The sequence below is a fragment of the Xenorhabdus sp. SGI240 genome, assembly GCF_040081915.1.
Classification (GTDB): domain Bacteria; phylum Pseudomonadota; class Gammaproteobacteria; order Enterobacterales; family Enterobacteriaceae; genus Xenorhabdus; species Xenorhabdus bakwenae.
Genome location: NZ_JBEBMB010000082.1, coordinates 15,573 through 41,312 on the forward strand (window position 1 = coordinate 15,573; position 25,740 = coordinate 41,312).

Below are 25,740 nucleotides of genomic sequence, written 5' to 3' on the forward strand. Positions count from 1 at the left end.
ATAAATTTTAAATTTCCGGCGGCCCCGTTTTACCCTCATTTTACCAAGAACAAATTCCACCCATAAAAAAACCAACCGTAACAGGCTGGTTTTTCTAGGGAAATTTGGTCGGCATGATAGGATTTGAACCTACGACCCCCGACACCCCATGACGGTGCGCTACCAAGCTGCGCTACATGCCGATGACTTCTCTTATATTACCGTTTTTTATTTGTAAAGCAAGCCCCTAATTTAGTGACCGTTTGATTTTTAAACGATTAATTTGCTAAAAATCGTTTTACTTCTGTTAATATCTGTAATAATTGGGCAAGGTTTGGTTTGGCATCCTGAATTTCATTACCCTCTAAATCATACTGATGATACTGTCCATCCTTGGAAAGATAGACAGTATTTTGGGCCATCGTAACAATTAATGAACCATTATCACCCGTAATAAGCCATGGATTTTCCCTTTGGGCATGAAAGAGATCCTCACCCTGGGAATAATCATCAGGAGAATTAGTCACGTGCAATAAACGGCGCATCAAGGTTGTCATGATATCTTGATGGCTGGTCAACTTATCGATAGTTTGTGCTGGGGTGCCAGGCCACTGGATTATCAGAGGAACATGGAGCTGTTCACGATTGAATTTGTCACCCGTAAACCATTTTGCTCTGTTATCTGCTGTTTCTTTACTCTGTTTAGCTGTAATCACAATGATTGTTTTATCTAAGGCACCTTTAGTCTTCAGGGCTTCTAAAACATGGCTGATTTCAGTATCCAGCGCTTTCTTATCAAATTTACCGGAGGAAGGTACAAAACCATTAATATCCAGAAATGAGAACCATGGCGTGGAGCCATTTCGTAGATCTAACCATTGGCTCCATTGCGTCACGGCTAAGTTATCGTTTTGTCTTTTAGCTTCTGGCAATGAATAGTCGGTCAGTATGGCCTGGCGATAAAGTGGTGTCTGGAATCCATCTGAAGAAAAGAGGCCAAATTGATACCCTTGATGTGTCAGGGCATCAATAAGTGCTGAGGATTTTCTGGCGTTAAGAATACCGTCCAGATAGCCTGATGATATGCCATAGAATAAACCAAACAATGCAGTGTCATCTTGAATACCTGTACTGAAATGTTGAGTGAACTGGATATTGTTCTTAGCGAAATGTTCCAGAGTTGGCATATCATGGGTGATGTCTTGTTGATCCAGCCCGTCCACGACTAGCAGAAGTAAGTTATAACCGCGTCCAGTATCCTGATAAGATAAATTATTCAGCGGATAATTGACACCCAAGGCTGTGGGATTGCCTTGTTGGTTAATGCGGCGTTGAAATTCTTGCTGATCTAATAGGCCGTGTTTTTCAAGGAACTTGCGGGCGGTCATTGGATAAGAAATGGGTAAGTTTGAGCGCTGCATGGTAATCGGACGGTAGAAATTGGCATCTGCCCAGATATACATGAGATGTGAAGCGACAAAAGCAGTAATGAATACTGCTGCCAGTGGCTTACCAAATCGTTGACGGCTCAGGCTACGTAACTTTTGCCAACTCCATGTGCCAAAAAGCATCTGTATTAGAAAAATCAAAGGAATACAGATGAACATCAGTTGCCATTCTCTTGCTAATTCACCTTGTTCTGGGTTGGTGACTAAATCCCAAACCAATGGCGTTAAATGCAGGTGAAAGCGAACATAGATGGAGGAATCGAATATCAGTAGTGTTAAACCTGCCGTTGCCAACGTGGCTGAAAGAAACCTCATTAGCCGCTGAGACATAACAATAAATGTTAGCGGAAATAAAATGAGTAAATAGATGGCAAAGACAATGAAACTGAAATGACCAAGCCAACTGACCAGCGCGTAGATGCGACCAAACAGTGAACCCGGCCAGTCAGATGCAAATAGATAGCGACTGCCCAGCACAAGACTGAACATTATGTTGAACAGTGCGAACCAGTGTCCCCAACTGATCATTTGAGAAACTTTTTCGCGGTAATGCTGACAGCGAGTCACCATATTTTCTTTACGTCAACGTGTTAATAAAGATTAATGCGCTTTATCTTCGTTGATTGAAGATTGCAACGCGTGTGCAAACGAGTCTGCGATCTGTCTGCGTTGTGCAGGAGCAATACTCGTATTGATCAAATTTGTTACCATATTACCCAAAACCATCAAGGTCAGGTCAGTTGGAGTATGATCTTTCTCGAAAACATTTACTAATTCAGTTAATAAATGTTCAACTTTTTCATCGCTATAGCGAGATGACTGTGGCATAAATCAAATATCCTGGATGTACAAAGCCCCATATCTTACCGTATAGAGGGGGGATTTTCTGCTTTTTTTATGACAAATTAACTCTCTGCTGCCGGAGTTGTTGCAATATTGAATATACTGCCTCATTTTACTCTTTGATATGTAGGCTGTTGACCATTAAATGGTGAGTATTTTTGTCAATTGGGTTTTTGGTTGCAGCAGAAAGATAACGATGTTTGAATACGCCGCTAACCGCACGGCCCTATATGGGCCAAAGCTGCAAAAGGAGTATAAATAATGAGTCTGGAAATTACCCAGATTGCGCTACACCGGTTGATTAAACGTGATGAACAGACGTTGGAAGTAATTTTGCGTGATGCTTTGCTGGATACCAACCAAGTGGTTGAAGAGATGATGGCAGAGCTGCATCGTGTATATAGCGCGAAAAGTAAAGCTTATGGTTTGTTCAGTGAAGAAAGTGAGCTGGCGGGATCACTTCGTCATCTACGTAAAGGAGATGACGATTTTCTCGGATTTAGCCGGGCTGCAACTGTTCGCTTGAAAGATGAGTTGTCAAAGTACCCGTTCGCAGAAGGGGGAACGGTGCTGTTTTGTCAATATCGTTATCTTGCTGTGGAATATTTACTGATTGCAGTTCTTAATAGTTGTAACAGCACGTCCGTCAACGATGAACTCGATGTCAATACGACGCAATATCTTGATATTCCCCATGCTGATATTATCGCAAGAATCGATCTGACAGAGTGGGAAACCAATCCTGAATCCAGTCGTTACCTGACGTTCTTAAAAGGGCGGGTAGGGCGCAAGGTTTCAGACTTTTTTATGGATTTCCTGGCTGCCAGTGAAGGCATGAATGCCAAAGTCCAAAATAAAGGTTTTTTGCAGGCTTTGGATGATTATTGTGAGTCGGCACAGTTGGACAAAAATGAACGCCAGGCTTATCGCCAGCAAGTTTATGGTTATTGTAATGAACAGTTACAGGCGGGCGAGGAAATTAAGTTACAAGCGCTATCCCGGGAGTTACCTTCGTTGGGTGAGCAAAATTTTCAGCAATTTTCGCAGGAAAAAGGCTATGAACTGGAAGAGAGCTTCCCAGCCGATCGCGGAACGTTACGCCAATTAACAAAATTTGCAGGTAGTGGTGGAGGATTAACCATTAACTTTGATGCCATGTTGATGGGAGAACGAATTTTTTGGGATCCCGTAACAGATACGTTGACGATTAAGGGAACGCCACCGAATTTGCGCGATCAATTGCAACGTCATGGTGGTGGTAATCGCTAATACACCAGGTTGTAAAAATAAATAACGCCGCAATTGCGGCGTTATTTACTCGGCGTCCCGATAAAAGCTCGACTGTGGCTAATTAAGCACGCAGGAAATCGATGTGCGTCAGTTTAGGTTTAAACGGATGACGCTGTACTGCCTGCACTTTAACTTTAGTTTCTTTACCATCAACAACCAGGGTCAGAACGTCGTAAAATTCTGGCTTACTTTCTTGGTTGATAACTGCATCGTGATCCAGTTCGATAGAAACTGGTTCTTGGTTACCACCATAGATGATTGCTGGAAACTTGTTAGCTCTACGCAGGCGGCGGCTCGCACCTTTGCCCTGCTCTTTACGTACTTCTGCATTAATAGTTAACATTATTTTTTCTCTGTAAAAGAAGAAAATAAATCCTGCTACAGGCGACCCAGCAGCAGGTTCGATACTTGGCTTAACATGAGTTATTACGTTAAGCGGGCGGCATTCTAGCGAAAAACCGATATGACAGCAAATATAAATATGCTTTCCGGTTGGTTAGTGGATAGCCTGTTTGGCATATTTAGGATAAATCATCAGCCCGTCTAAATCGCCCTTGGTAGTCGAAAACCTTTTCTCTAATTTGCCAAAAGTGCCCTTTTTTACGCGCGACAACAAAATCAGGATGACGCAATAAAGGCAATTGATTAGCAACGTCTGTTGCTGTTTTCCAGCGAAAAACGGTTCCTGGTGCACGCTGATGCTGGCGAAGAAATTGCAGTTCAAATACTCTCTTTTGGGCTGGGGTCGATAAACGGAACAACTCAGAGACATCCGCCCCATCTTCGTCGTAATAGGTGATTTTGAGCCATTCTCCTTTATTGTCGTGACCTGGTGTTAGTTGCATACCACCACAACGTAGCACCAGTGCATCTTTTAGTTTTAAGGCTGCTTTCAGCATATCATCGGGGTCGACGAGGACTTCTTCACAACGATAGCAGCGTCGTGCCGCGATATCGTTTTCTGCTCCACAATGGGGGCATGATTTAAAACGGAAACGAAAATCACATTGTTGACGTTTCCCATTTTCGTCTTCTGCCCAACCTTGGCAGCGTCGCCCAAAATGCTCAACGATCTCTCCATCTGTCGTGCATATCCCCCAGAAAGTATTGGCAAATTGGCAGATAGGGCAAAATACCTGAACGGGCTGGCTTTGTGAGTTGGGTTTACTGTTACCGATTTCAGGCGTGTAAAGATCGTGAGGATTGCCAGCATAGTCCAAAATCAGGCAATCTTTTTTGTCAGGAAATAAACGTAAACCGCGCCCGACGATTTGCTGATAAAGGCTGACAGATTCTGTGGGACGCAATATGGCGATTAAATCAACATGAGGAGCATCGAATCCTGTTGTGAGTACAGCAACATTGACCATATAGCGGAGTTGCTGTTCCTTGAATGCCGTAATTAAGTGATCCCGTTCAGATGGTGGAGTATCTGCGCTGACTAGCGCGGCTTGTCCTGTAGGCAGCAATTGGAAGATCTCTTTCGCATGTTCGACTGTTGCGGCAAAAATCATCACACCTTTTCGATTTTGTGCATATTCAACGATCTGTCTAATGATATGAGGAGTGATACGCTTTTGGCGTTTAAGCTCCCGATTTAATTCCGCTTCATTGAATATCCCTTGTTGGCTGGTTCGTACTTGGCTGAAATCATATTGCATGACAGGCATGTCCAATCTTTCTGGAAAAACCAGAAAATGATGCTTAATCATATAACGCAATGGCAGTTCATAAATACACTCGTGAAAAAAACAGCGTTCGTCACCCCGGATCATGCCATGATAATGATATTGATATATCCAGCCAGCGTTGAGGCGATAAGGTGTTGCAGTTAAACCCAATATGCGGATTTGGGGATTGTTTTTTCGAAGTTGCTGGATGATCTGTTGGTATTGGCTGTTTTCGTCATCGCTGATGCGGTGGCATTCATCGATGATTAGCAGTGAAAAATGGTGGTCAAAGCAATCCAGGTTGCGGGCAATGGACTGAATGCTGCCAAAAACGACTTTTCCTGCACTTTGTTTTTGATTTAGCCCTGCGGAAAAAATGTCTGCATCCAATCCATAAGCACAATATTTGCTGTGGTTCTGCGCAACAAGTTCTTTGACATGTGCTAGTACCAAAACACGGCCATGAGCCAGCTTTGCCAATTCAGCGATGACAAGGCTTTTGCCCGCCCCTGTTGGCAAAACAATAACGGCGGGATCTCTGTGCTGGCGAAAATAGCGAATAGTGGCGTCTACCGCTTCTTGTTGATAAGGACGTAAAGTAAAAGCCATTTTTATGTTACTGTCACAAATATCAGGTAGAAGATAATTGCTGTAGAGAATAACATTTTTTATTGAAGCCTGCCGTCGAGAAATAATTCGTTATTATTTTTCTAGGATCAGGTGGGCTATAACGTGTAGCTTATTGTTGCTATAGTTACTGCTGTGATAATTTTTTTATGAATTATCTGTTTAATCTTGTATCCCAATAGTGGCCTTGAAGTTGTTTGTAATATCAAGGACATGTTCATATGTGTTTATTTTTGTCAGGTACATCTATTCATGCGATTGGATAAATTTTTATCACAACAATTAGGTATTAGCCGTAACGATGTGGGGCGCGAGTTGCGGGCAGGGCGAGTCACTGTCGATGATGAGATCATCAAAACAAGAGCCTATAAATTAAAGTCCGATCAACAAGTTGCCTATGATGGCACGATATTGCAACAACTCAATGGTCCACGTTATTTCATGTTGAATAAACCCCAGGGATATGTATGTTCGACTGATGATCCGTCAAACCCGACAATTTTGTATTTCATCGATGAGCCTGTTTCTCATCAATTACATTCAGCAGGGCGTTTAGATATTGACACGACAGGGTTGGTTTTGTTGACGGATGATGGTCAATGGTCACACCGTATTACATCTCCCAAGCATCACTGCGAAAAAACTTATCTTGTGAGATTGGAACACCCTGTCACTGAGGATACCGAACAAAAATTTCTGGCAGGGGTGCAGTTAAATGGGGAAAAAACACTGACAAAACCCGCACAACTGGAAATTATTGAGCCTGAACTTGTTCGTTTGACTATTAGCGAAGGGCGTTATCACCAAGTAAAACGGATGTTTGCCGCAGTAGGAAATCATGTTGTTGCGCTTCATCGGGCGCGAATCGGCGAAATTTATCTCGATCCTGCATTAGAGCCAGGAGAATATCGGGCGCTGACTGATAATGAGATCAACAGTATACAAATTCTAACCCCCTAATTTTTATCCTTCAATTGATTCAGGAGTAACTGCGTGCAACAACAGCGTTCGTCTTATTTGGGATTAGTGTTGATCCTTGGTTTGCTTTCTATGTTAATGCCATTGGCAATTGACATGTATTTGCCGAGTATGCCAACGATCGCTGAGAGTTTTGGTGTCAGTGATGGCCTGGTACAAATGACGCTGAGTAGCTATATTTTGGGCTTTGCTATTGGGCAAATGATTTATGGGCCAATGTCAGATAGCTTAGGACGTAAGCCAGTCATTTTGGGCGGTGTCATTGTTTTTGCTATCTCTTCTGTTGCCTGTGCTTTAGCACAAGATATTGATACCTTTATTTCCATGCGCTTCTTACATGGATTTTCTGCGGCGGCGGCTGGTGTGGTTATCAATGCTCTGATGCGTGATAGGTTCACAAAAGAGGAATTTTCCCGCAGTATGTCTTTTGTGACATTGGTGATGATCATCGCCCCTTTATTGGCTCCCATGTTGGGTGGGATGTTGATGGTATGGTTTAACTGGCATGCTATTTTTTGGTCGATTGCTCTGGTTGCAGTCATAGCTGTCGGCCTGGTGACTCTCTTCATAGAAGAGACATTACCTAAAGAGAAAAGGCAGAAATTTAACTTAAAAACGACTGTAAGACAGTTCATCATGCTGTTTCGTCAACGTCAGGTACTATGCTACATCATAGCGAGTGGTTTCTCCTTTGCTGGAATGTTCTCTTTTCTCAGTGTTGGTGCATTTGTGTACATCAAACTGAACGGTGTACCTGCACAGCATTTTGGTTACTATTTTGGGCTGAATGTTATTTTTCTGTTCATCACGGCAACTATCAATAGCCAGTGTGTACGCAAATATGGCCCATTAAAAATGTTGCATATTGGACTGTGTGTTCAATTTGTCGTGGGATTATGGTTACTGTTTAGTACCTTGTTTGATCTGGGGTTTATTTCTCTGGTTATGGGGGTTGCCATTTATATCAGCGGAATTTCTATGATTACGTCTAATACTATGGCGGTTGTGTTGGACGATTACCCCCACATGGCTGGAACCGTTTCTTCACTGGCAGGAACCATCCGTTTTAGTATTGCTGCATTGGTGGGCGCTATTTTGTCTTTATTGCCTGAGAAAAATGCCTGGCCGCTGGTAGGCTCAATGGCATTATGCGTGACATTAGCAATGATGCTTATTATCTATGCACGCAGTAAGTCGTATAAATAATCAGCATCATAAATAGTCATATTTTGAAAGCAATCACGCTCAGACATAAAATATTTTTAGGGGCCATCTGCCGATATGGGATGGCCTTTTGTTTTGCCTAGAGAACTCTGAACCTTTAGAGGGTTATTGATTAACCTGATAAACAGGAATTATCGAGTAATCATCAAAAAATATAGGGAATTTTTAATATTATCATATCCAGTTAGTGCCGATATGTTGCTTTTTTGTTAATTTTCTATGATAGCTTTATGACTATGGAAGATTATAGGGTTGTCATTATTTAACCTATTGTAAATAAAACGATTGTGGTTTTATTGGCACTCGGTAACGTTTGAAAGAAACAAATATGTAAATAAATATTGAATTAAAGGTTGCTGTTTTGCATAAAAATAAGTTGAATTTTTTACCTAAACAGTATAAATATATATAAAATGCGAGCTGAATCGCACTTTTCGTGAAGTAGGAAGTGAAGTAAGTGCGATAACCCAATTTTTATTTTAACCTTTTATTTACTTTTTTGTTGAATGGTTATTCGGTTTTGACGAATCGATAATCTACAGCTGGTGGTTAGATGTATTAATGTTGTTTCTGATAGGAATGATACGTGAATAATATCCAACTTTCGGTAGTACACAGACTGCCGCAAAGTTATCGGTGGTCAACTGGCTTCGTTGGTACAAAAGTTGAGATTTTACCAGCAGAAGAAACAGATTCAGGAAATAGCCTGATGGGGCTGAAATTATTAAGCCACGAAGGCGAAGAAGCACGGGAAATTTTGCATGTTATAAATCAGTCTATTGCTGATATGCAGATACCGAGTGCTGTGATTAGATGGGAAGGAGAACCCTGTTTGTTTTTTGCTAAGGAAGATGAGAGTGCAGTGATATGTCGTTTAAAGACGTTAGGCGCTGCAATTGCAGAAAATATAACTGCGCTGTATCCACTATGATTTTACCCATTGACAAAAAACGCTTCTTAAACGGAAGCGTTTTTTAATGCCTGCAAGGGAAAATTTCAGTAATAAAACACGTTAGGTGTCGGTCAAACCGAGGTTTTTATGTTATTTGATAACACTCGCCTTGCACCATAGTAGCGTTTACTCCAGTAAGTATCGGTCAATTTGGAAACGATAACCCCATTACTGGTTGAAGCATGAACAAATTGATTATTGCCGATGTAGATACCGACATGACGTCTGCGAACCCCTGTCTTAAACAATACCAGGTCACCCGCCCGCAATTTAGAGCGACTAACGGTTTGTCCTATATTTTGTTGTTCTGATGTGGAACGTGGTAACTCCATACCAAATTGATCATGAAAAGTACGTTGCACAAAAGCAGAACAATCGATACCCCGTTTGGTATTTCCACCAAGCCGATAGGCTACACCTTTCCAGTCAGCGTATTGATTGAGTATCTTAGACTTGATATCTAATTTGTTGACTAGCGTTTCAAATTCATCCTGAGATGCTTGCAGTAAATAATGTTTTCCAGTGTTTACTGCATGCGTCTCAGTTTGTTTATTGCGTAGGTTAGAATCTGGTGAACTACATGCGGTCAGTGTTACTGCCGCTATAATTGCGGGTATCAGCCGCAAGATGTATCTCAGTGTTGGTTTAGATTTAACCATTTATTGATTTTTCCTCGCAGTCCTTAACGTGACTTATCACCACCATGAAAACACTAAATGTTCTAAAGCCTAGTCAGAATAGGGTGAATTAACAAATTTTCTGTCCATAAAGTGTGCGAAGCAACACATTTTATTATTATCTTTACAAAACATGTTATTTTAATAAACAGGACGCAGGAAAGATTACTGAAATCATGAGTAAAAAGCGAGAGACAAAAAGAGTTCTTTACAAAAAATCAGATTAGGAACTAATAGGTTAGAATGATTTGTTGCTATTTTATACTGTTTTAATAAATATGAGATGATATTGAGGAGATAACAGCTATCTCCTCAATATTATGAGTTTAATTATCGCGTCTAATATGCGGTAATTTCTTGTCTAGCCATGTTGCCATAATATCACTTAATGGGGTTAGCAATATCCAGCTCATGCCTATCAATGTTAAAGATAAAGAGCCTACTGCAATATCTGTAAACCAGTGAGCACCTGCCATAATACGGGGAAGAGCAAAAGCGACCATAATCAGTAGAGCAATGCAGAATGCACTGCGGGAGATATAACGCAGAATGAAGCTGCTGAAAATTAAGAGCATTAAACCGTGATCACCAGGGAAACTGTCTTTGGAGGAATCTTTTGTATGCCAATGGGTTATTTCGTTTATGCGATTAACATTTTCAAATGTCAGCGTTGGACTTGGGCGGCTGACGGGGATTTGATGACCTATTTGATTAATGATAACGGCAGAGATAAGCATCACTAAACCAATCATGAAAAGTCGGCGCTTGCCAGCGTGATCCTGTTTGTGAAATGCACTGTAATAAAGTAAGCCCATGCATAAAAGTGATATGACATCGAATGCCCTAATATTCAAGATAGCGACAAATAGGGAAAATTTCGAATCGGGTAATAATTTTTCATTAAAAAAATAAAAGATAGCGGAATCAATATGGAACCAAAAGCCGTGATTCTCAGGCAAGTACCATGAGAGGAACAGGGCAATACCAAGGATATTGAGAATAAATATAGCGAACGTGTGACTGCGAGTCATGAGATACCTATTTAACACGTAAAGTGGAGTTTGGTAGACAAATTAACCTAGGAAAGGACTATAACAAAATTTATGAGAAAGCGTAATCACCATCAGATACTGTGGTTAAGGTGTGGTTATATCAGTATATTTGTATAGTTCATCGCTAAACTTTATTGTTGTCAAATGTGTAAATAGTTTTATGATATCGAAAAAATAGCTAAATCCCCACGGCAGTACCGATAATATATATTTGATGCAATGTCAGCACCTGACTATTATTAAATAACTATCAATTGATTTTATCATATTCTAATTTATTAGAATATTATATCGAATTGTGGTTAAAATTAATAAAAGGTATAAAGAAAAAGTTTCATTTGACGTTATATCGTTATATAGCAAAGCGTTACACCATTATCTGGTTTTCAAATTGGCGCGGGCTAAAGTTGAAAAAAGATAATAACACTTGTCGTGGAGGTTGAATGCTTATGTTGCGAATGTTACGAAAAATGACAACTTTTTTGTTCATGTCTTTATCTTATTATCCTGTAATGGTGAATTCTTCATCCTCCTCCAGTTCTGGAACTATTTACTTTCATGGAACTATCGTTGAGTCTCCATGCCAATTTAGTTGGGATAAAGAGCATACTGAAATGGTCTGCTGGTATAATGGTAAACAGTTAATTAAAGAAAAAAACATAGAATATCAAAAGGATAGTAAGTCGCCATTATCTGTTGTAAAACATATTGGAACAGAAGAAATAAAATGGGTCGGAAAAAATAAGGAATTGGGTATTGTTACTATAACTTATCATTAGATGTTACATAAAAGTATAATAATTATTTATTTCAGCTAAATAATATAAAATAAAATCAATAAACTTATCTGTGATTTAGTTCAAGTAATGATTGTTAATAACAGTTTTGTTCATTAATCAACAAAAATAGTGTACCTATTTTTTAATTAAAAAATGACTTTTGATATTTATCAATAAAAGTTATCAATGTCGTATTTTTCTTACGTGAAATAGTTATTATGGGAATGAAGGAATAAAAGGTAGCTGAGTTTTAGTTAATGGAAAAACGAAAGTGAGGTAACCATGAAAAATTATCTTAAGCTGTTAATGAGTTGTTTATTGGTTTCATGGCTTTCTTATGGATATGCCGAATCTAAAGGAGGAGTCATTCGGTTTTCAGGTGCGATTGTTGATCCAGGATGTCAAGTTGTGATATCAAACACTCAAGCCAATATCTCTTGCTATCGATTAGGTAAAAATCTCACTGTTAAACAAATCATTTCAACTCACAAAACGAAAGGCGGTGTCATGCTTCCTGGTAACATAGGGGTTTCCAGCGTGAAGTGGACTGATAATCAGAAACGTGTGGCAATTGTTAATGTGGATTACTTCTAACTTCAAAGACGATGAGTTGCTCTTTGCATCAAGTGTTATTCTCGTCAAAAGAGCAACTCATATTTAAGGATAAAGAATTAGTCACAACGTCCCATATAGCGACGCTCTGCAATATGAATGCGGATTTTTTCACCCGAACTCAAGTATTCGGGAACTTGAATAGTCAATCCTGTACTCATTTTCGCCGGTTTAGTGCGAGCACTCGCTGATGCCCCCTTAATACCTGGTGATGTTTCTTCAATGACCATATCAACAGTCTGCGGCAATTCAAGCGCTAACAATTGCTCATCCATTGTCAGGACCTGCATGCCTGGTAAACCTTCTTCGGGAATAAATAGCAGTTCTTCTTCGATTTGATCTTTTTTGAAGTGATAAGGGGTGAAATCTTCGTCATCCATAAAGATATATTCATCACCATCAATATAGGAAAAATTTACGCTACGGCGGGTCAATGTGATGGTTTCAAGAATGTCATCACCTTTGAAACGTTCTTCCACTTTCTGACCAGTACGAATATCAGTAAACCGCATCTTATATAGCGTGCTGGCACCACGTGCGCTGGGTGATTGAATATCGATGTCTTTAACTAATAATAGCTTTCCATTGTAGCTGATTGCAGCGCCGCGCTTAATTTCATTGGCTTTAGCCATAGATACCTTCCGTAAAAACAAGGAAATAGTGGAATGAATATTGAAGTGGCGACAAAATTACTCGCAGTTGGTCTATTAGGCAAGAGGTGAATGAATGCCCCAGTAAAAATACTGGGGTGGCAGGAAAACATTAACGATAAACTGGCAACAAATCAAACAAAGAGAGAATGTGTGCTAGCGCATTTATCAAACCGAATAGGATAACAAAGACAATCAAAAAATTACCGCCCGGAGCCTGATAGCTGGATGTCGGAAAGCGTTTACGGCTTGCTCGGGCCATTAAAGCCGGAACAATAACTGCCCAGATGGTTGCTGCCAGGCCAGCAAAACCGATGGCATAGAGGAAACCGTTTGGAAAAATCAGTGACAATGCAGTCGGGGGAACGAATGTAATCAGTGCTGTTTTAAAACGACCTTTGCCAGTGTCGTCAAATTTAAAATAGTCTGCCAGATAGTCAAATAACCCTAATGATACACCTAAGAAAGAACTCGCCAAAGCCATATATGAAAAGGCATTTAAGAGTTGGCCCATTGTTGTATTGTCAGAGGTTTTATCTATCTGTTGCAATAAGTTACCGATATTACCGCCATCAGCAATGATTTGTTTGAAGGCTTCACGCGGAATATTCCCCTGAATAACATACTGCCATAAAATGTAAATCGCTAATGTTATCAATGCCCCGTATAGCAAGCTGTGTGTGACGGCTTTACTGTCTTTATTATAATACTTAACCAGCCCTGGAACGTTGCCGTGAAAACCAAATGAGGCTAATAAATAAGGTAACGAGATTAAAGCATAGGGTAAATAGTCTGAATGGGTATTAGCTTGATCAAATAAGATGGTTGGCTTAACTTCGGTAAACATACCACCGACAGACATAATAAAGGTAATGACCATGCCGCCTATCAAGATAGTGCTTAAGCGATCGACTGCTTTAGTCGATACCCAAACAATAAAGGCAACGATAAAGGCAAAGCATAATCCAGATATTGATTGAGGTAGCGGAATAATGTTCTCGATATTGTGAGAGAATATTGAGCCACCTGCTGAAATATAAGCATAAGTTAAGATATACAGAACGAAGGCGATGGATAAATCATTAAGGGTACTCCAGCCTCTGCCTAACAAATCCTTAGTGACCGTATGGAAACTGGAGCCAGCAGGGTAATTCATATTGGCTTCCAGAATCATCAGACCAGAGAAATACATACATGCACAGGTATATAACAGCAAAATGATTGATCCTGTAAACCAGACACCTGATGTGACAATCGGAATGGAAAACATACCTGCGCCGACAGCAGTACCGGCAATGATCATAGCGCCACCAAATATAGAGGGGCGTTTCAAATTTTGCGTTACCTCAATGGACATATAGACTCCCTGATGAATGATGTTACCTTGTACTAGCGCAACGATATATAAATAAATTATATGTGTAAACAAATAATTAAGAAAATATATACAAAGGTAGGACAGGTATCTGAGAAAACCTGCCAGAAGGGAGTCCGGTATTAGTTTGCGCAATAGATTTCACGAATCGCAAGAAATTATGCCGTTGCATATTCTTACTTTTAGATTGCATTAACATAATGATCAATTGGGTAGTAATTTTAACTGAAACGATTCAATTTTGATGTTATAAATAACAGATAAAACTTAATATTACTTATGACTGTTTATTCAGGAGATACCGGGCAAGATGAGCCGTCGAGTTGCCACAATTACCTTAAATCCAGCTTATGATTTAGTTGGCTTATGCCCAGATATTGTTAAGGGACATGTTAACCGTGTACAGACGGCAGGGCTTCACGCAGCTGGTAAAGGAAACAATGTTGCAAAGGTACTGCGTGATTTAGGTATTGATGTGACTGTCAGTGGTTTTCTGGGACGAGAGAATCAGGGAGGGTTTCAGCAGTTTTTTAGCGAAAACAGGATGGTAAATCGTTTTCATCTCGTTTCTGGGCGAACGCGGATTAATGTCAAACTGACTGAAAAACAGGGTGAAGTGACAGATTTCAATTTTTCTGGTTTTCATGTGACAGAAGAAGAATGGAGTCGGTTTGTCAGTGATTCTCTGACATGGCTGGGGCAGTTCGATATGGTTGTTGTCAGCGGTAGTTTGCCCGAAGGAATTACAGCAGAATCATTTGCGGATTGGATGATGCAATTACGACAGTCTTGTCCCTGCGTTATTTTCGACAGTAGCCGTGAAGCGTTTGTTGCTGGCCTTAAGGCATTACCTTGGCTGATAAAACCCAATCGCCATGAATTGGAGATTTGGGCGGGTAGGCCATTGCCGGAATTGGATAGTGTTATTGATGCAGCTCATGAATTACGCAATAGGGGGATCGCCCACGTTGTTATTTCACTGGGAGAGCAGGGAGCATTATGGGTCAATGCCTCTGGTTCATGGTTGGCAAAACCACCACATTGTGAAGTAGTCAGCACAGTTGGGGCCGGGGATTCTATGGTTGGAGGATTGGTCTATGGTTTGCTGATGAGAGAATCCAGCGAACACACATTGCGCCTGGCGACCGCAGTTTCTGCGCTTACGGTTAGCCAGCCGAATGTCGGGATTAAAAGCCGTACTGAACTTGCATCAATGATGGCGAAGATCGAGTTAATTTCAGTCAGGTAATTAAGTCAGGTAATTAACTTTGCTGGGATTTTAGCCAGGCAATTTCTTCAACCCAGATGTCCGGATTGATCGTTTCAAGAACCAGAGGAATACCATTGAAACGGTCATCTTTCATGATATAGCTAAAAGGTGTTTTACCGATATTGCCTTCACCAAGGCTGTGATGTCGGTCAACACGGCTGGAAAATTCACTTTTGGCATCGTTTAGATGCATGGCCTTAAGATATTTGAATCCAACGATTTCATCGAATGCTTTGAAAGTCGCATCGCAATCTTTTTCAGTGCGCAAATCGTAACCAGCTGCAAAAGCGTGGCAGGTGTCAATACAGACTCCAACTCGGGTTTTGTCTTCGACATCATCGATAATTGCCGCCAGCTGTTCGAATTTAAAACCAAGGTTGGTGCCTTGTCCGGCGGTATTTTCGATAACGGCAGTGACACCTTGTGTTTTATCCAAAGTCATATTAATGGATTCCGCAATACGGGCGAGGCACTTATCGGTGTCAATTTTATTGAGATGGCTGCCCGGATGGAAATTCAGCAGGTCGATACCTAACTGTTCACAGCGCTGCATTTCATCAAGGAACGCTGCCCGGGATTTTTCCAGACCGTCTGTTTCAGGATGTCCAAGATTAATTAGGTAGCTGTCATGAGGGAGAATTTGTCGGCTATCATAACCGTAACGTTCACAGTTCGCTTTGAACTGATCAATAACTTCTGTCGATAACGGCGGGGCATACCATTGGCGCTGGTTTTTCGTGAACAAGGCAAATGCCGTTGCATTTAATTCATGGGCACGGATCACGGCCTGATCAACACCGCCCGCAGCACTCACATGGGCTCCAATAAATTTCATCTTATTTTCTCCTGTGTTTTCGTCATTATGGCATTGTTCACTTGATTGATAAAATTTTGGCAGCAAAAGTCAATTTAATATTCCTTCATGCTGAATTAGCGCAATAAATGATGGATGCCTTGATTGACGATTAATCCTCCCGCGACTAGCCAGACAAACAAAATAAGTGCCAGCAGAATGGGTTTAACCCCAGCCTGGCGAATAGCACTGATATGGGTGGTTAACCCTAACGCAATCATCGCCATTGCCAGCATGATGGTATCAGCGACAACGATATGATTAACAAGGGATTTAGGTAATAGGTGAAAAGAGTTGAAACCCGCAGTAGCAATAAAGAATACAGCAAACCACGGAATAGTGATCGGGGATTTTTGGGAATGGCCATTACAATTTTTAATTTCCACGCGGCTGAGGTAGCTGGAAAGCAGTAATAGAAAAGGGGCCAATAGCATAACGCGGATCATTTTACTGATAACCGCTGCATTTTCGGCCTCGCTTCCTAACGCATGCCCAATCGCAACCACCTGGGCTACTTCATGAACAGTTGAACCCGAAAAAATACCAAATGTTTCCTGAGTAAAATTAAACCACTGGTAGTGGGCATTGAGTTGATAAATCCACGGATAAATAAAGATTGCCAGTGTGCCAAAAATGACGACTGTAGAGACGGCGACAGCAACTTTGCTGGCAGGAGCTTTAACCACAGGTTCTGTTGCCATAACCGCAGCGGCTCCACAAATACTACTTCCTGCGCCGATTAGGATCACGGTTTGGCTATCCAGTCGAAAAAAAGCACGCCCAATCCATAGCGCCATAAAAAATGTTGAAGACAGCATGATGACATCAATTAATATCCCGGTTGCACCAACATCTGTGATTTGCTGGAAAGTCAGACGGAATCCATAAAGGATGATGCCAGCGCGTAGTAGATAGTGTTTAGAGAAATGGATACCGCTATCACAGGTGGATTTTAAGGGAGGGTACAGTGTATTGCCGATAACCATCCCCAATAAGATGGCAAGCGTCAGAACACCTAATCCCATATTTATAAACCAGGGAATAGTCCCGATATAGATAGCGAGTGCTGTCAGGACTGCGACCAATATAAGACCGGGAATTAATTTTAATGTGGTATTGGGGTGGGCTTTGGTCAGTTTCCCTGGTTGATTTTCAGACATAATGGAGACTCTATTAGCTTATGTATTTCAGGAATAAGCATATAGAAGATTTTAAAATCAATAAAATTGATAATATTTGTAAATATTATCATTAAAATAAGTTAATTATGGGTGGCTTTTGTTAAGTTGCGTAATACTGTCTAGAATCAAGACTATCTTTCCCTTTTATTTGCTCCCCGCGAGGCCATATGCGTATCACTCTGAGACAACTGGAAATTTTTGCAGAAGTTCTGAAAAGTGGTTCAACGACACAGGCTTCTCAGCAATTAGCGTTATCACAATCTGCGGTGAGTGCTTCACTGACAGATCTTGAAGGACAGTTGGGAGTACAACTGTTTGATAGAGTCGGAAAACGTTTGGTCACCAATGAACATGGGCGTTTGCTCTATCCTAAGGCATTGGCATTACTTGAACAGGCTGGTGAAGTGGAACAGCTTTTCAAACTTGAACTGGGCGCATTGCGGTTAGCGGCCAGCAGCACGATTGGCAATTATATGTTGCCTGAAATGCTGGCCAGATACCGTCAGGATTACCCTGAGACACCATTGGAATTGAATATCAGTAATACTGGAGATGTCATCAAGGCAGTTGCTGGATTTCGTGTTGATTTGGGATTGATTGAAGGATTGTGTCACGATCCTGAGTTGATCACACAACCCTGGATGAAAGATGAGTTGATCGTTTTTTCCTCTCCGGAAAGCCCACTGTTGCAATGTGAGCTGAACGTGGAAGATTTGATCAAAGCGCCCTGGATATTGAGAGAAAAAGGCTCAGGAACAAGAGAAATCTTGGATCATCTTTTGTTCTCACAAATGCCGAGATTCAATATTGCGATGGAGTTGGGTAATTCGGAAGCCATCAAACATGCTGTTCAATATGGAATGGGAATCAGTTGCCTTTCACGACGAGTTGTCCACGAACAATTAAAAAATGGCACATTATCTGAACTTGTTATTCCTGGACTTAGCCTCAATCGCACCTTGTACCTGATTTACCATCGTCAAAAGCATATCTCCAATGCGTTACGGAAGTTACTGAGTTATTGTCACTAATATTGAGAATATAATCGTATAGCTAATAATTGGCGATGGATTATGAAGGTATCTTATAACCACGAATCGTTGCTATTCTGGCGACGAGGATTTGTTACAATTCCGCATTAAATTTATTTTAAATGATATAGGAATAGAATGTCTCGCGAAGAAAGTATGCCACGGGATCAGGCTCCAACAACCCTGCGCCGTGAATTAAAAGCACGACATATGGCAATGATTGCCATAGGTGGATCAATTGGCACGGGATTATTTGTTGCTTCTGGCACAACAATTTCTCAGGCTGGCCCTGGTGGAGCTTTACTTTCCTATGCATTAATTGGCCTGATGGTCTATTTCTTGATGACCAGCTTAGGCGAATTGGCAGCGTATATGCCAGTTTCAGGATCGTTTTCAACTTATGGTTCCAAATATGTTGATGAGGGTTTTGGCTTCGCATTGGGATGGAACTACTGGTACAACTGGGCGGTGACGATTGCCGTTGACCTTGTCGCTGCGCAACTGGTAATGGGATATTGGTTTAATGATGTTCCTGGTTGGGTATGGAGTGCGTTGTTCCTTGGCTTGATTTTCCTGTTGAACGTCATTTCCGTCAAAGGATTTGGTGAGGCAGAATATTGGTTTTCCTTGATCAAAGTTTCCACAGTTATTGTGTTCATTGCCGTTGGTATTTTAATGATTGCTGGCATCATGCAAGGCGCTGAAAGTGCAGGTTGGCATAATTGGGCCGTGGGTGACGCTCCTTTTGCAGGTGGTTTTGCAGCCATGATAGGGGTGGCAATGATTGTCGGTTTTTCTTTTCAGGGGACAGAGCTGATAGGCATTACTGCGGGGGAGTCGAAAGATCCAGCGAAAAATATCCCTCGTGCGGTGCGCAAAGTATTCTGGCGTATCTTATTATTCTATGTGTTTGCGATTTTAATCATCAGCCTAATCATTCCTTATACTGATCCGAATTTGTTACGCAATGGCGTGAAAGATATCAGTGTTAGTCCATTTACGCTGGTATTTGAAAATGCTGGCTTATTATCAGCGGCTGCAATAATGAATACGGTGATATTAACTGCTGTTCTGTCAGCGGGAAACTCAGGGATGTACGCATCTACCCGTATGCTATTCACTCTGGCAAAAGAGGGTAAGGCACCGAAAATTTTTAGTCATCTGTCTAAAGGTGGTGTTCCGCGTAATGCGCTTTATGCGACAACCGTGGTTGCAGGGCTGTGTTTTTTTAGCTCCATGTTTGGTAACCAAACCGTCTATTTGTGGTTATTGAATACATCAGGTATGACTGGATTTATCGCATGGCTTGGAATTGCAATCAGCCATTACCGCTTTCGTAAAGGTTATGTCGCCCAAGGTTTGGATCTCAATGCTCTGCCATATCGCTCAGGTTTCTTCCCTATTGGGCCGATTTTTGCCTTTATTTTATGTTTGGTTATCACTTTGGGCCAAAATTATCAGGCGTTTTTGCAAGATAAGGTTGACTGGTATGGCGTGACGGCGACTTACATTGGCATCCCGTTATTCCTGCTTATTTGGTTGGGTTACAAGCTGAAAAAGAAAACGCGTTTTGTGAAATACAGTGAGATGGCATTTCCCGCCTTCAAATATACCGATAAAGAGTGATTTGTTAACAGATTATCAATAAACTGATGCTCATTGGTTAAATTGTTATTGATTTGTTTTTACAAAAAACTGCCGGTTCTGTGATGAAATTGGCAGTTTTTATTTTTCATAGGGTTAGGGAAGAAATATCAACGGTAAATTTCGGATATACCACTCCGATCGCATTGATAAGTATTCTTATTTGCTTTATTGTTAGCAGCACAATTGTTGCATGAAGAGGCTAACTAAAGTGAAGTTTGTATTTCGAGCAGTCGTGAAAAGTATGAGTATCAGTCTAATGGCGGGTTCTGCCATGATGGCAAGTTTTGCATCTTGGGCTGAAACAGTCACTGATGTTGCTGGACGTACTGTTGAGGTGCCCGGGAAAGTCAATCGTATCTTGTTGGGTGAAGGCCGTCTATTCCATTCTGTTGCCATCTTGGAAGGGGATAAACCTCTGGCTCGTATCGCTGGTTGGCAAGGTGATTTCCGTAAACTGGACCCACAAACTTACGCTATTTATAAAGCTAAATTTCCTGAAATCGATAATATCCCCCTGATTGGTAACACGAGTGCTGACAGTGTTAGCGCCGAGAAAGTGCTGACGCTTAACCCCGACGTTGCCATTTTTGGTCTGTCTGGACATGGGCCAGGAAAAAACAGTGAATTAGTGAAGCAGTTGGAGAAAGCAGGCGTTCCTGTTGTTTTTGTCGATTTCCGCAATGATCCCCTGAAAAATACATTACCTAGCATCCGTATGCTGGGCAAAGTCTTGCATCGTGAAGATCAGGCTAATGCTTACGCTGATTTTTATGAAAAAAATCTAAAATTGGTTACTGATATTACAGATCGTATACCCGATGCTGAGAAGCCTTCCGTATTTATTGAACTAAGAGCAGGTTCTAGCGAAGATTGCTGTGGTACGGCAGGTAACGGCAATATGGGGAACTTCATTGATTTGGCAGGTGGCAAAAACATCGCCAAAGAAATACTGCCTGCTCCATTGGGCACCGTGAATCTGGAAAAAGTCATTGCTGAAGATCCTTCTATTTACATCGCAAGCGGCGCACAAGATCCGGGTGACAAAGGTAGCGGGATCAAAATGGGCGCTCAAACTTCTGCCGATACTGCCCGTACTGGCTTAAAAGAAATCACCGAACGTAAAGGTATCAATAACTTAACTGCCGTTAAGGAAGGGCGTAGCTATGCTATTTGGCATCACTACTATAACTCTCCTTATAATGTTGTTGTTGCCCAAGTTTTTGCTAAATGGTTCTATCCTGAGAAATTCGCTGATTTAGATCCGCAACAAACATTGAAAGAACTTCACAATAAATTCTTGGCTATTGAGCCGGTAGGCACATATTGGGTCAGCGAGAAATAAGCAGTAACAGGTAATAAAAATGAGCATTACTACCGAGCCTATGCCAATGGTGAAAAAACAATTGAGTGAGTGCGATATAAAAGCACATTATCGTCATATCCTGCGCCGACGTATTGCATGGATATTATTCATCATCTTGGCGATTGGCATTTCTGTTGTACTGGATTTTACAATAGGACCATCAGGGTTATCGCTGCAAACCCTCTGGCAAACCCTGTTTTCACCAGACAGTGTTAACGTAGCAACACGGGTGATTGTTTGGGATATTCGATTGCCCTATGCCTTGATGGCGGTAGTGATCGGCCTATCACTTGGGTTGGCCGGTGCTGAAATGCAGACAGTCTTGAATAACCCACTCGCCAGCCCCTCTACGTTAGGGGTTTCCGAAGCGGCTTCTTTTGGTGCGGCATTAGCCATTGTGCTTGACATTGGTATTCCGGGAATACCGGCGCAATGGTTTATTTCTGCAAATGCTTTTCTCTTTGCATTATTGGCTGCTTTAATGCTTGATGGCATTACCCGTTGGACGAGAGTTGCAACCACAGGTGTTGTATTGTTCGGGATTGCGATGGTATTTACCTTCGAGGCGTTAGTTTCGATGATGCAATTTATCGCTACGGAAGATACCTTACAGGGGCTGGTTTTCTGGACAATGGGTAGCCTTGGCAGGGCGACATGGGAAAAATTGGGCATTATGATGTTAGTTTTCTCTGTCATTACCCCTATCTCATTGAGTAATTCCTGGAAATTGACCGCATTGCGTCTGGGAGAAGACCGCGCGATCAGTTTTGGCATCAATATTGGCCGCCTGCGTTTGGGAACATTGTTGCGTATCTGTATCCTGACCGCATTAGCGGTTGCCTTTGTCGGCCCTATCGCCTTTATTGGATTGGTGGCTCCTCATATCGCCAGAATGGTATTTGGTGAAGATCACCGTTTCTTCTTGCCTGCGAGTGCGTTGATTGGTGCATTAGTTTTATCCATGGCGTCCATTGCTTCTAAAAACCTGATTCCGGGCGTGATCATTCCGGTTGGGATCGTGACATCGTTGGTTGGTGTGCCTTTCTTCCTGAGCATAGTTTTACGCCACAAGGGGAATGTATGAGTCAGGGATTAAAAATCAATTATCTGACGGCAGGATATCCGAAACATTCCGTGATTGAAAATCTGGATATCAATGCATTACCGCGTGGTCAAATCACGGTATTGTTGGGACCGAATGGTTGTGGTAAATCCACCCTCTTGCGTTCGTTGGCGGGATTGAATAAAGCCAGTGGTGAACTGCTGTTGGATGGGCAGGATCTGATGAAGATGAATTTTGCCCAACGTGCCAAAAATGTCGTTTATTTGCCCCAGTCATTACCGGCAGGTGTGCATCTTCATGTATTGGAATCGGTAATTGTTGCCCAACGAGCATCAGGTGGCGTGAGCAGTCACCAATGTGAGCAGGACGTCATGGAACTGTTGCGCCAACTTGGTATTGAGCATTTGGCGCTCAACTATTTGGATCAACTATCTGGTGGTCAAAAACAGTTAGTTGGATTGGCGCAATCATTGATCCGCCGTCCGACATTATTATTATTAGATGAACCATTAAGTGCGCTGGATTTAAATTACCAATACCATGTAATGGATTTAGTCGCACGTGAAACACACCGTCGTAATATTATTACGATTGTTGTTGTTCACGATATTAATATTGCATTGCGTCATGGTCATCATGTATTAATGCTAAAAAAAGGTAAATTAGTTTCCGAAGGTATGCCTGAGCAGGTTATTACACCAAGTAGTCTGGCAGAGGTTTACGGTATTAAAGGCCGGATTGAACGTTGTTCTCAGGGAATACCGCAAGTATTAATTGATGGTTTAGTGACAGAGTTAGCCAGTTAGAATAATAAAAGCCATAAGTCGCTTTAGTAAAGCTAAAGCGTAATTTAATAAATATAACACTGACAGGAATAATTAAATTATTCCTGTATTGCGGGCATGTGTCGGTTACCTGTATCGATTCAAATAGTTCTATTCTACCTTTTGGAGAATTGGGAATGACAGTCTTTGCAAAGAAAAAAGTTGTATTAGGTATTATTGCTGCTATCTCATCCAGCGCTGTTTTTGCTGCTAATGCTACTAATAATGGAGAAGATAAAATTGTCGTCACTACTGCGTCAGGTTTCCAACAAAAAATTGAAGATGCACCTGCGTCTATTTCGGTTGTTAGTCGAGAACAATTGGAAACAAAAGCCTACCGTGATGTGACAGATGCATTGAAAGATGTGCCGGGAGTGGTTGTTACTGGCGGTGGTAGTAGCAGTGATATCAGCATTCGTGGTATGGCTTCTAAATATACCATGATCTTAGTTGATGGTAGACGTGTTGATACACGTAGTACTCGTCCAAATAGTGATGGTTCGGGAATCGAACAAGGATGGTTACCACCATTAGCCGCTATCGAGCGTATTGAAGTAGTGCGGGGACCAATGTCTTCTCTATATGGTTCTGATGCTATGGGCGGAGTGATCAATGTTATTACTCGTAAGGCTCAGAAAGAATGGCATTTAACTCTGAAAGCAGACTCTACCCTGACTGAGAGTAAAAATTCTGGTAACAGCTATCAGAGTAGTATTTATGCCGCAGGGCCAATAATTGATGGGTTATTGGGATTAAGAGTGAATGGCTTATATTCTCATCGCAATGAAGATAAATTCTTAGGGGGATTTAGAGAGCAGGAAATGCGCAATGGTGCAGTAGCGTTCTCTTTAACTCCAGATGAGAAAAATGCTTTTACTTTTGAAGCAGCCCGCTATGAGCAAGATCGCGATTCAACTATTGGTAGGACACGTGATTGCCAGCCAAAATCTTGTGAAGATGATTTAAGTCGTTATAAACGTAATAATTATGCTATTACCCATCATGGTGTTTATGATTTTGGTACGATGACGTCTTATATTCAAAGAGATGAATCTCGTAACCCTGAACGTGCAATGACAAACAATGATACGGTATTTAATAACCATACGACATTTGTATTTGACGACCACACAGTAAGTGTTGGTGGACAATACCGTTATGAAGATTTGCGAGACAACAGCAATAAGTTACCTTCGGCTAAAGATGTTAATAAGTTAACCCGTTGGAGTTGGGCATTAGTCTTAGAAGACGAATGGCAAATGGTTAATGATTTTGCTCTTACTGGCGGAGTGCGGTTAGATAAAGATCAAAATTTTGGAACACATTGGACACCTCGTCTATATGGAGTATGGCACGCTGATGAACAATGGATTATTAAGGGTGGCATTTCTACCGGTTATCGTTCTCCTGATATAAGGCAAGTTACCCCTAATTGGGGCCAAGTAACAGGTGGGCGGCTTCTCAATGGAATGATCTTAGGGAATTCAGATCTCAAGCCAGAGAAAAGTGTAAGTGAAGAGATTAGTATTATCTGGAATAACCAGGATAACTTTAATATTGGTGTAACTGTTTTTAATACTGCTTTTAAAGATAAAATTACTGAAATCAGAGACTGTGATAAGGACTGTAATCTCGGTAGTGACCATTATGATTTTATTAACAAACGTATAAATGTTGATAAAGCTGATATTAGAGGTATCGAAACCACCATAAATTGGAATATTATTGAAAGTTTGTCGTTTGCAGCAAACTATACTTATACCGATTCTGAGCAAAAAAGCGGTGATTTTAAAGGTCAGCCATTAAACAAAATGCCAACGCACATGGCAAATGCAACTTTGAACTGGCAGCCGTTATCTGAATTAGAGACATGGACGCGTATTAATTTCCGCGGTAAAACAAAGAATTATCAGTACCGCTCTAGTATGAGAGATGGAACGCCTTCTTATACTTTTGTCGATTTAGGGGTAACTTATAATTTAGCTAAAAATCTACGCTTGTCAGGTGGAGTTTATAATGTTTTTGACAAACGAGTCGCTGAGGAAACCCATGATGCAGTCCTGGATGGTCGCCGTTACAATATCGGCATTAATTACGATTTTTAATTAATATTTCTCTTTATAATTAATATTAATCATTATACTTAACCTCTGGACATCCTATAGAATCATCCCGTCATCATGATGGGATGATTTTTTTACTGGCAAAAAATCACCATTAAATGGTAAACAGTTTCTCTCTGTGCTAAAAACTAACCAAAGTCCAATCAACGGATATGATGGTATCAGGTTTCAGCACTAACTCAGTAGGAGCCAGCGCCATAAGGCTCCGTAGTGTCGTAAAAAATAATAA

Annotated in this window: 23 protein-coding genes and 1 tRNA gene; 13 read left to right on the top strand and 11 right to left on the bottom strand. The window is 41.2% G+C overall.

Annotated features, from left to right (window positions below; translation table 11 throughout):
* Window positions 1-105 precede the first annotated feature (105 nt).
* The 3 genes from ABLA76_RS15250 to ABLA76_RS15260 form a co-directional block, all read right to left on the bottom strand.
* Window positions 106-182, bottom strand: a tRNA-Pro gene (locus ABLA76_RS15250).
* A gap of 75 nt (window positions 183-257) precedes the next feature.
* Window positions 258-1,997, bottom strand: coding sequence for an LPS biosynthesis-modulating metalloenzyme YejM (gene yejM, locus ABLA76_RS15255; protein WP_348988573.1), 1,740 nt, complete (start codon window positions 1,995-1,997; stop codon window positions 258-260).
* Window positions 1,998-2,027: 30 nt separating this feature from the next.
* Window positions 2,028-2,255 (bottom strand): YejL family protein, encoded by a 228-nt coding sequence (locus tag ABLA76_RS15260; RefSeq protein ID WP_047769341.1) that lies wholly within the window; start codon window positions 2,253-2,255, stop codon window positions 2,028-2,030.
* A gap of 276 nt (window positions 2,256-2,531) precedes the next feature.
* Between ABLA76_RS15260 and yejK the strand changes: the two genes are divergently transcribed.
* The gene (gene yejK, locus ABLA76_RS15265) at window positions 2,532-3,539 is read left to right on the top strand and encodes a nucleoid-associated protein YejK (protein ID WP_047769339.1); all 1,008 of its coding nucleotides are present in this window, start codon (window positions 2,532-2,534) and stop codon (window positions 3,537-3,539) included.
* A gap of 82 nt (window positions 3,540-3,621) precedes the next feature.
* Here yejK and rplY read toward each other — a convergent pair whose 3' ends face one another.
* Both rplY and ABLA76_RS15275 read right to left on the bottom strand, forming a co-directional pair.
* A complete protein-coding gene (gene rplY, locus ABLA76_RS15270; RefSeq protein WP_047769337.1) occupies window positions 3,622-3,903 on the bottom strand; it encodes a 50S ribosomal protein L25 in 282 nt (93 codons plus the stop codon).
* Window positions 3,904-4,081: 178 nt separating this feature from the next.
* Window positions 4,082-5,839, bottom strand: coding sequence for a DEAD/DEAH box helicase (locus ABLA76_RS15275; RefSeq protein ID WP_348988574.1), 1,758 nt, complete (start codon window positions 5,837-5,839; stop codon window positions 4,082-4,084).
* A gap of 270 nt (window positions 5,840-6,109) precedes the next feature.
* Between ABLA76_RS15275 and rsuA the strand changes: the two genes are divergently transcribed.
* The 3 genes from rsuA to ABLA76_RS15290 all read left to right on the top strand — a co-directional run bounded on the left by rsuA (window position 6,110) and on the right by ABLA76_RS15290 (window position 8,990).
* On the top strand, window positions 6,110-6,817 hold the full coding sequence (gene rsuA, locus ABLA76_RS15280; RefSeq protein WP_348988575.1) for a 16S rRNA pseudouridine(516) synthase RsuA: 708 nt from the start codon (window positions 6,110-6,112) through the stop codon (window positions 6,815-6,817).
* Between the two features lie 33 nt (window positions 6,818-6,850).
* Window positions 6,851-8,041, top strand: coding sequence for a Bcr/CflA family multidrug efflux MFS transporter (locus tag ABLA76_RS15285; protein WP_047769333.1), 1,191 nt, complete (start codon window positions 6,851-6,853; stop codon window positions 8,039-8,041).
* Between the two features lie 604 nt (window positions 8,042-8,645).
* Window positions 8,646-8,990, top strand: a complete 345-nt coding sequence (locus tag ABLA76_RS15290) for a YejG family protein (protein WP_285810235.1) — start codon at window positions 8,646-8,648, stop codon at window positions 8,988-8,990.
* Window positions 8,991-9,082: 92 nt separating this feature from the next.
* On the opposite strand, the gene mepS is transcribed toward ABLA76_RS15290, so the two are convergent.
* On the bottom strand, window positions 9,083-9,670 hold the full coding sequence (gene mepS, locus ABLA76_RS15295; RefSeq protein WP_348988576.1) for a bifunctional murein DD-endopeptidase/murein LD-carboxypeptidase: 588 nt from the start codon (window positions 9,668-9,670) through the stop codon (window positions 9,083-9,085).
* A 344-nt stretch (window positions 9,671-10,014) separates the two neighbouring features.
* A complete protein-coding gene (locus ABLA76_RS15300) occupies window positions 10,015-10,719 on the bottom strand; it encodes a phosphatase PAP2 family protein (RefSeq protein WP_348988577.1) in 705 nt (234 codons plus the stop codon).
* A 464-nt stretch (window positions 10,720-11,183) separates the two neighbouring features.
* Between ABLA76_RS15300 and ABLA76_RS15305 the strand changes: the two genes are divergently transcribed.
* Complete coding sequence (locus ABLA76_RS15305) at window positions 11,184-11,519, top strand: type 1 fimbrial protein (protein ID WP_348988578.1); 336 nt, start codon at window positions 11,184-11,186, stop codon at window positions 11,517-11,519.
* 282 nt (window positions 11,520-11,801) lie between these two features.
* Entirely contained in the window at window positions 11,802-12,113 is a 312-nt protein-coding gene (locus ABLA76_RS15310; RefSeq protein WP_047769326.1) for a type 1 fimbrial protein, read from the top strand.
* 77 nt (window positions 12,114-12,190) lie between these two features.
* Here ABLA76_RS15310 and yeiP read toward each other — a convergent pair whose 3' ends face one another.
* Window positions 12,191-12,763: an elongation factor P-like protein YeiP gene (gene yeiP / locus ABLA76_RS15315; RefSeq protein ID WP_348988579.1), complete on the bottom strand. Its 573-nt coding sequence runs from the start codon at window positions 12,761-12,763 to the stop codon at window positions 12,191-12,193.
* Window positions 12,764-12,893: 130 nt separating this feature from the next.
* Window positions 12,894-14,138 carry a tryptophan permease gene (gene mtr, locus ABLA76_RS15320; protein WP_348988580.1) on the bottom strand — a complete coding sequence of 415 codons (1,245 nt, stop codon included), beginning with the start codon at window positions 14,136-14,138 and terminating at the stop codon, window positions 12,894-12,896.
* Window positions 14,139-14,466: 328 nt separating this feature from the next.
* On the opposite strand from mtr, the gene fruK reads away from it, so the two are divergent.
* A complete protein-coding gene (fruK, locus tag ABLA76_RS15325; RefSeq protein WP_285810237.1) occupies window positions 14,467-15,405 on the top strand; it encodes a 1-phosphofructokinase in 939 nt (312 codons plus the stop codon).
* Window positions 15,406-15,418: 13 nt separating this feature from the next.
* On the opposite strand, the gene nfo is transcribed toward fruK, so the two are convergent.
* Both nfo and ABLA76_RS15335 read right to left on the bottom strand, forming a co-directional pair.
* Complete coding sequence (gene nfo / locus ABLA76_RS15330; protein WP_348988581.1) at window positions 15,419-16,261, bottom strand: deoxyribonuclease IV; 843 nt, start codon at window positions 16,259-16,261, stop codon at window positions 15,419-15,421.
* A 95-nt stretch (window positions 16,262-16,356) separates the two neighbouring features.
* Window positions 16,357-17,439 carry a YeiH family protein gene (locus ABLA76_RS15335; RefSeq protein ID WP_348988582.1) on the bottom strand — a complete coding sequence of 361 codons (1,083 nt, stop codon included), beginning with the start codon at window positions 17,437-17,439 and terminating at the stop codon, window positions 16,357-16,359.
* 188 nt (window positions 17,440-17,627) lie between these two features.
* Here ABLA76_RS15335 and yieE point away from each other — a divergent pair, with 188 nt between their 5' ends.
* The 6 genes from yieE to ABLA76_RS15365 all read left to right on the top strand — a co-directional run bounded on the left by yieE (window position 17,628) and on the right by ABLA76_RS15365 (window position 25,493).
* A complete protein-coding gene (gene yieE, locus ABLA76_RS15340; protein WP_047769315.1) occupies window positions 17,628-18,491 on the top strand; it encodes a DNA-binding transcriptional regulator YeiE in 864 nt (287 codons plus the stop codon).
* Window positions 18,492-18,629: 138 nt separating this feature from the next.
* Window positions 18,630-20,117, top strand: a complete 1,488-nt coding sequence (locus tag ABLA76_RS15345; RefSeq protein ID WP_348988583.1) for an amino acid permease — start codon at window positions 18,630-18,632, stop codon at window positions 20,115-20,117.
* A gap of 229 nt (window positions 20,118-20,346) precedes the next feature.
* Complete coding sequence (locus ABLA76_RS15350) at window positions 20,347-21,480, top strand: ABC transporter substrate-binding protein (RefSeq protein WP_348988584.1); 1,134 nt, start codon at window positions 20,347-20,349, stop codon at window positions 21,478-21,480.
* A gap of 19 nt (window positions 21,481-21,499) precedes the next feature.
* Entirely contained in the window at window positions 21,500-22,585 is a 1,086-nt protein-coding gene (locus ABLA76_RS15355; protein WP_348988585.1) for an iron ABC transporter permease, read from the top strand.
* Window positions 22,582-23,370: an ABC transporter ATP-binding protein gene (locus tag ABLA76_RS15360; protein WP_348988586.1), complete on the top strand. Its 789-nt coding sequence runs from the start codon at window positions 22,582-22,584 to the stop codon at window positions 23,368-23,370. The genes ABLA76_RS15355 and ABLA76_RS15360 overlap by 4 nt, the downstream gene beginning before the upstream one ends.
* Window positions 23,371-23,525: 155 nt before the next feature.
* Window positions 23,526-25,493, top strand: coding sequence for a ligand-gated channel protein (locus ABLA76_RS15365; protein WP_348988587.1), 1,968 nt, complete (start codon window positions 23,526-23,528; stop codon window positions 25,491-25,493).
* The last annotated feature ends 247 nt before the right edge of the window (window positions 25,494-25,740 follow it).

Excerpts from the sequence above, each read along its gene's own strand:
- yejM (WP_348988573.1), bottom strand. The coding sequence starts at position 1,997 with ATGGTGACTCGCTGTCAGCATTACCGCGAAAAAGTTTCTCAAATGATC.
- ABLA76_RS15260 (WP_047769341.1), bottom strand. The coding sequence starts at position 2,255 with ATGCCACAGTCATCTCGCTATAGCGATGAAAAAGTTGAACATTTATTA.
- yejK (WP_047769339.1), top strand. The coding sequence starts at position 2,532 with ATGAGTCTGGAAATTACCCAGATTGCGCTACACCGGTTGATTAAACGT.
- rplY (WP_047769337.1), bottom strand. The coding sequence starts at position 3,903 with ATGTTAACTATTAATGCAGAAGTACGTAAAGAGCAGGGCAAAGGTGCG.
- ABLA76_RS15275 (WP_348988574.1), bottom strand. The coding sequence starts at position 5,839 with ATGGCTTTTACTTTACGTCCTTATCAACAAGAAGCGGTAGACGCCACT.
- rsuA (WP_348988575.1), top strand. The coding sequence starts at position 6,110 with ATGCGATTGGATAAATTTTTATCACAACAATTAGGTATTAGCCGTAAC.
- mepS (WP_348988576.1), bottom strand. The coding sequence starts at position 9,670 with ATGGTTAAATCTAAACCAACACTGAGATACATCTTGCGGCTGATACCC.
- ABLA76_RS15300 (WP_348988577.1), bottom strand. The coding sequence starts at position 10,719 with ATGACTCGCAGTCACACGTTCGCTATATTTATTCTCAATATCCTTGGT.
- ABLA76_RS15305 (WP_348988578.1), top strand. The coding sequence starts at position 11,184 with ATGCTTATGTTGCGAATGTTACGAAAAATGACAACTTTTTTGTTCATG.
- ABLA76_RS15310 (WP_047769326.1), top strand. The coding sequence starts at position 11,802 with ATGAAAAATTATCTTAAGCTGTTAATGAGTTGTTTATTGGTTTCATGG.
- yeiP (WP_348988579.1), bottom strand. The coding sequence starts at position 12,763 with ATGGCTAAAGCCAATGAAATTAAGCGCGGCGCTGCAATCAGCTACAAT.
- mtr (WP_348988580.1), bottom strand. The coding sequence starts at position 14,138 with ATGTCCATTGAGGTAACGCAAAATTTGAAACGCCCCTCTATATTTGGT.
- fruK (WP_285810237.1), top strand. The coding sequence starts at position 14,467 with ATGAGCCGTCGAGTTGCCACAATTACCTTAAATCCAGCTTATGATTTA.
- nfo (WP_348988581.1), bottom strand. The coding sequence starts at position 16,261 with ATGAAATTTATTGGAGCCCATGTGAGTGCTGCGGGCGGTGTTGATCAG.
- ABLA76_RS15335 (WP_348988582.1), bottom strand. The coding sequence starts at position 17,439 with ATGTCTGAAAATCAACCAGGGAAACTGACCAAAGCCCACCCCAATACC.
- yieE (WP_047769315.1), top strand. The coding sequence starts at position 17,628 with ATGCGTATCACTCTGAGACAACTGGAAATTTTTGCAGAAGTTCTGAAA.
- ABLA76_RS15345 (WP_348988583.1), top strand. The coding sequence starts at position 18,630 with ATGTCTCGCGAAGAAAGTATGCCACGGGATCAGGCTCCAACAACCCTG.
- ABLA76_RS15355 (WP_348988585.1), top strand. The coding sequence starts at position 21,500 with ATGAGCATTACTACCGAGCCTATGCCAATGGTGAAAAAACAATTGAGT.
- ABLA76_RS15360 (WP_348988586.1), top strand. The coding sequence starts at position 22,582 with ATGAGTCAGGGATTAAAAATCAATTATCTGACGGCAGGATATCCGAAA.
- ABLA76_RS15365 (WP_348988587.1), top strand. The coding sequence starts at position 23,526 with ATGACAGTCTTTGCAAAGAAAAAAGTTGTATTAGGTATTATTGCTGCT.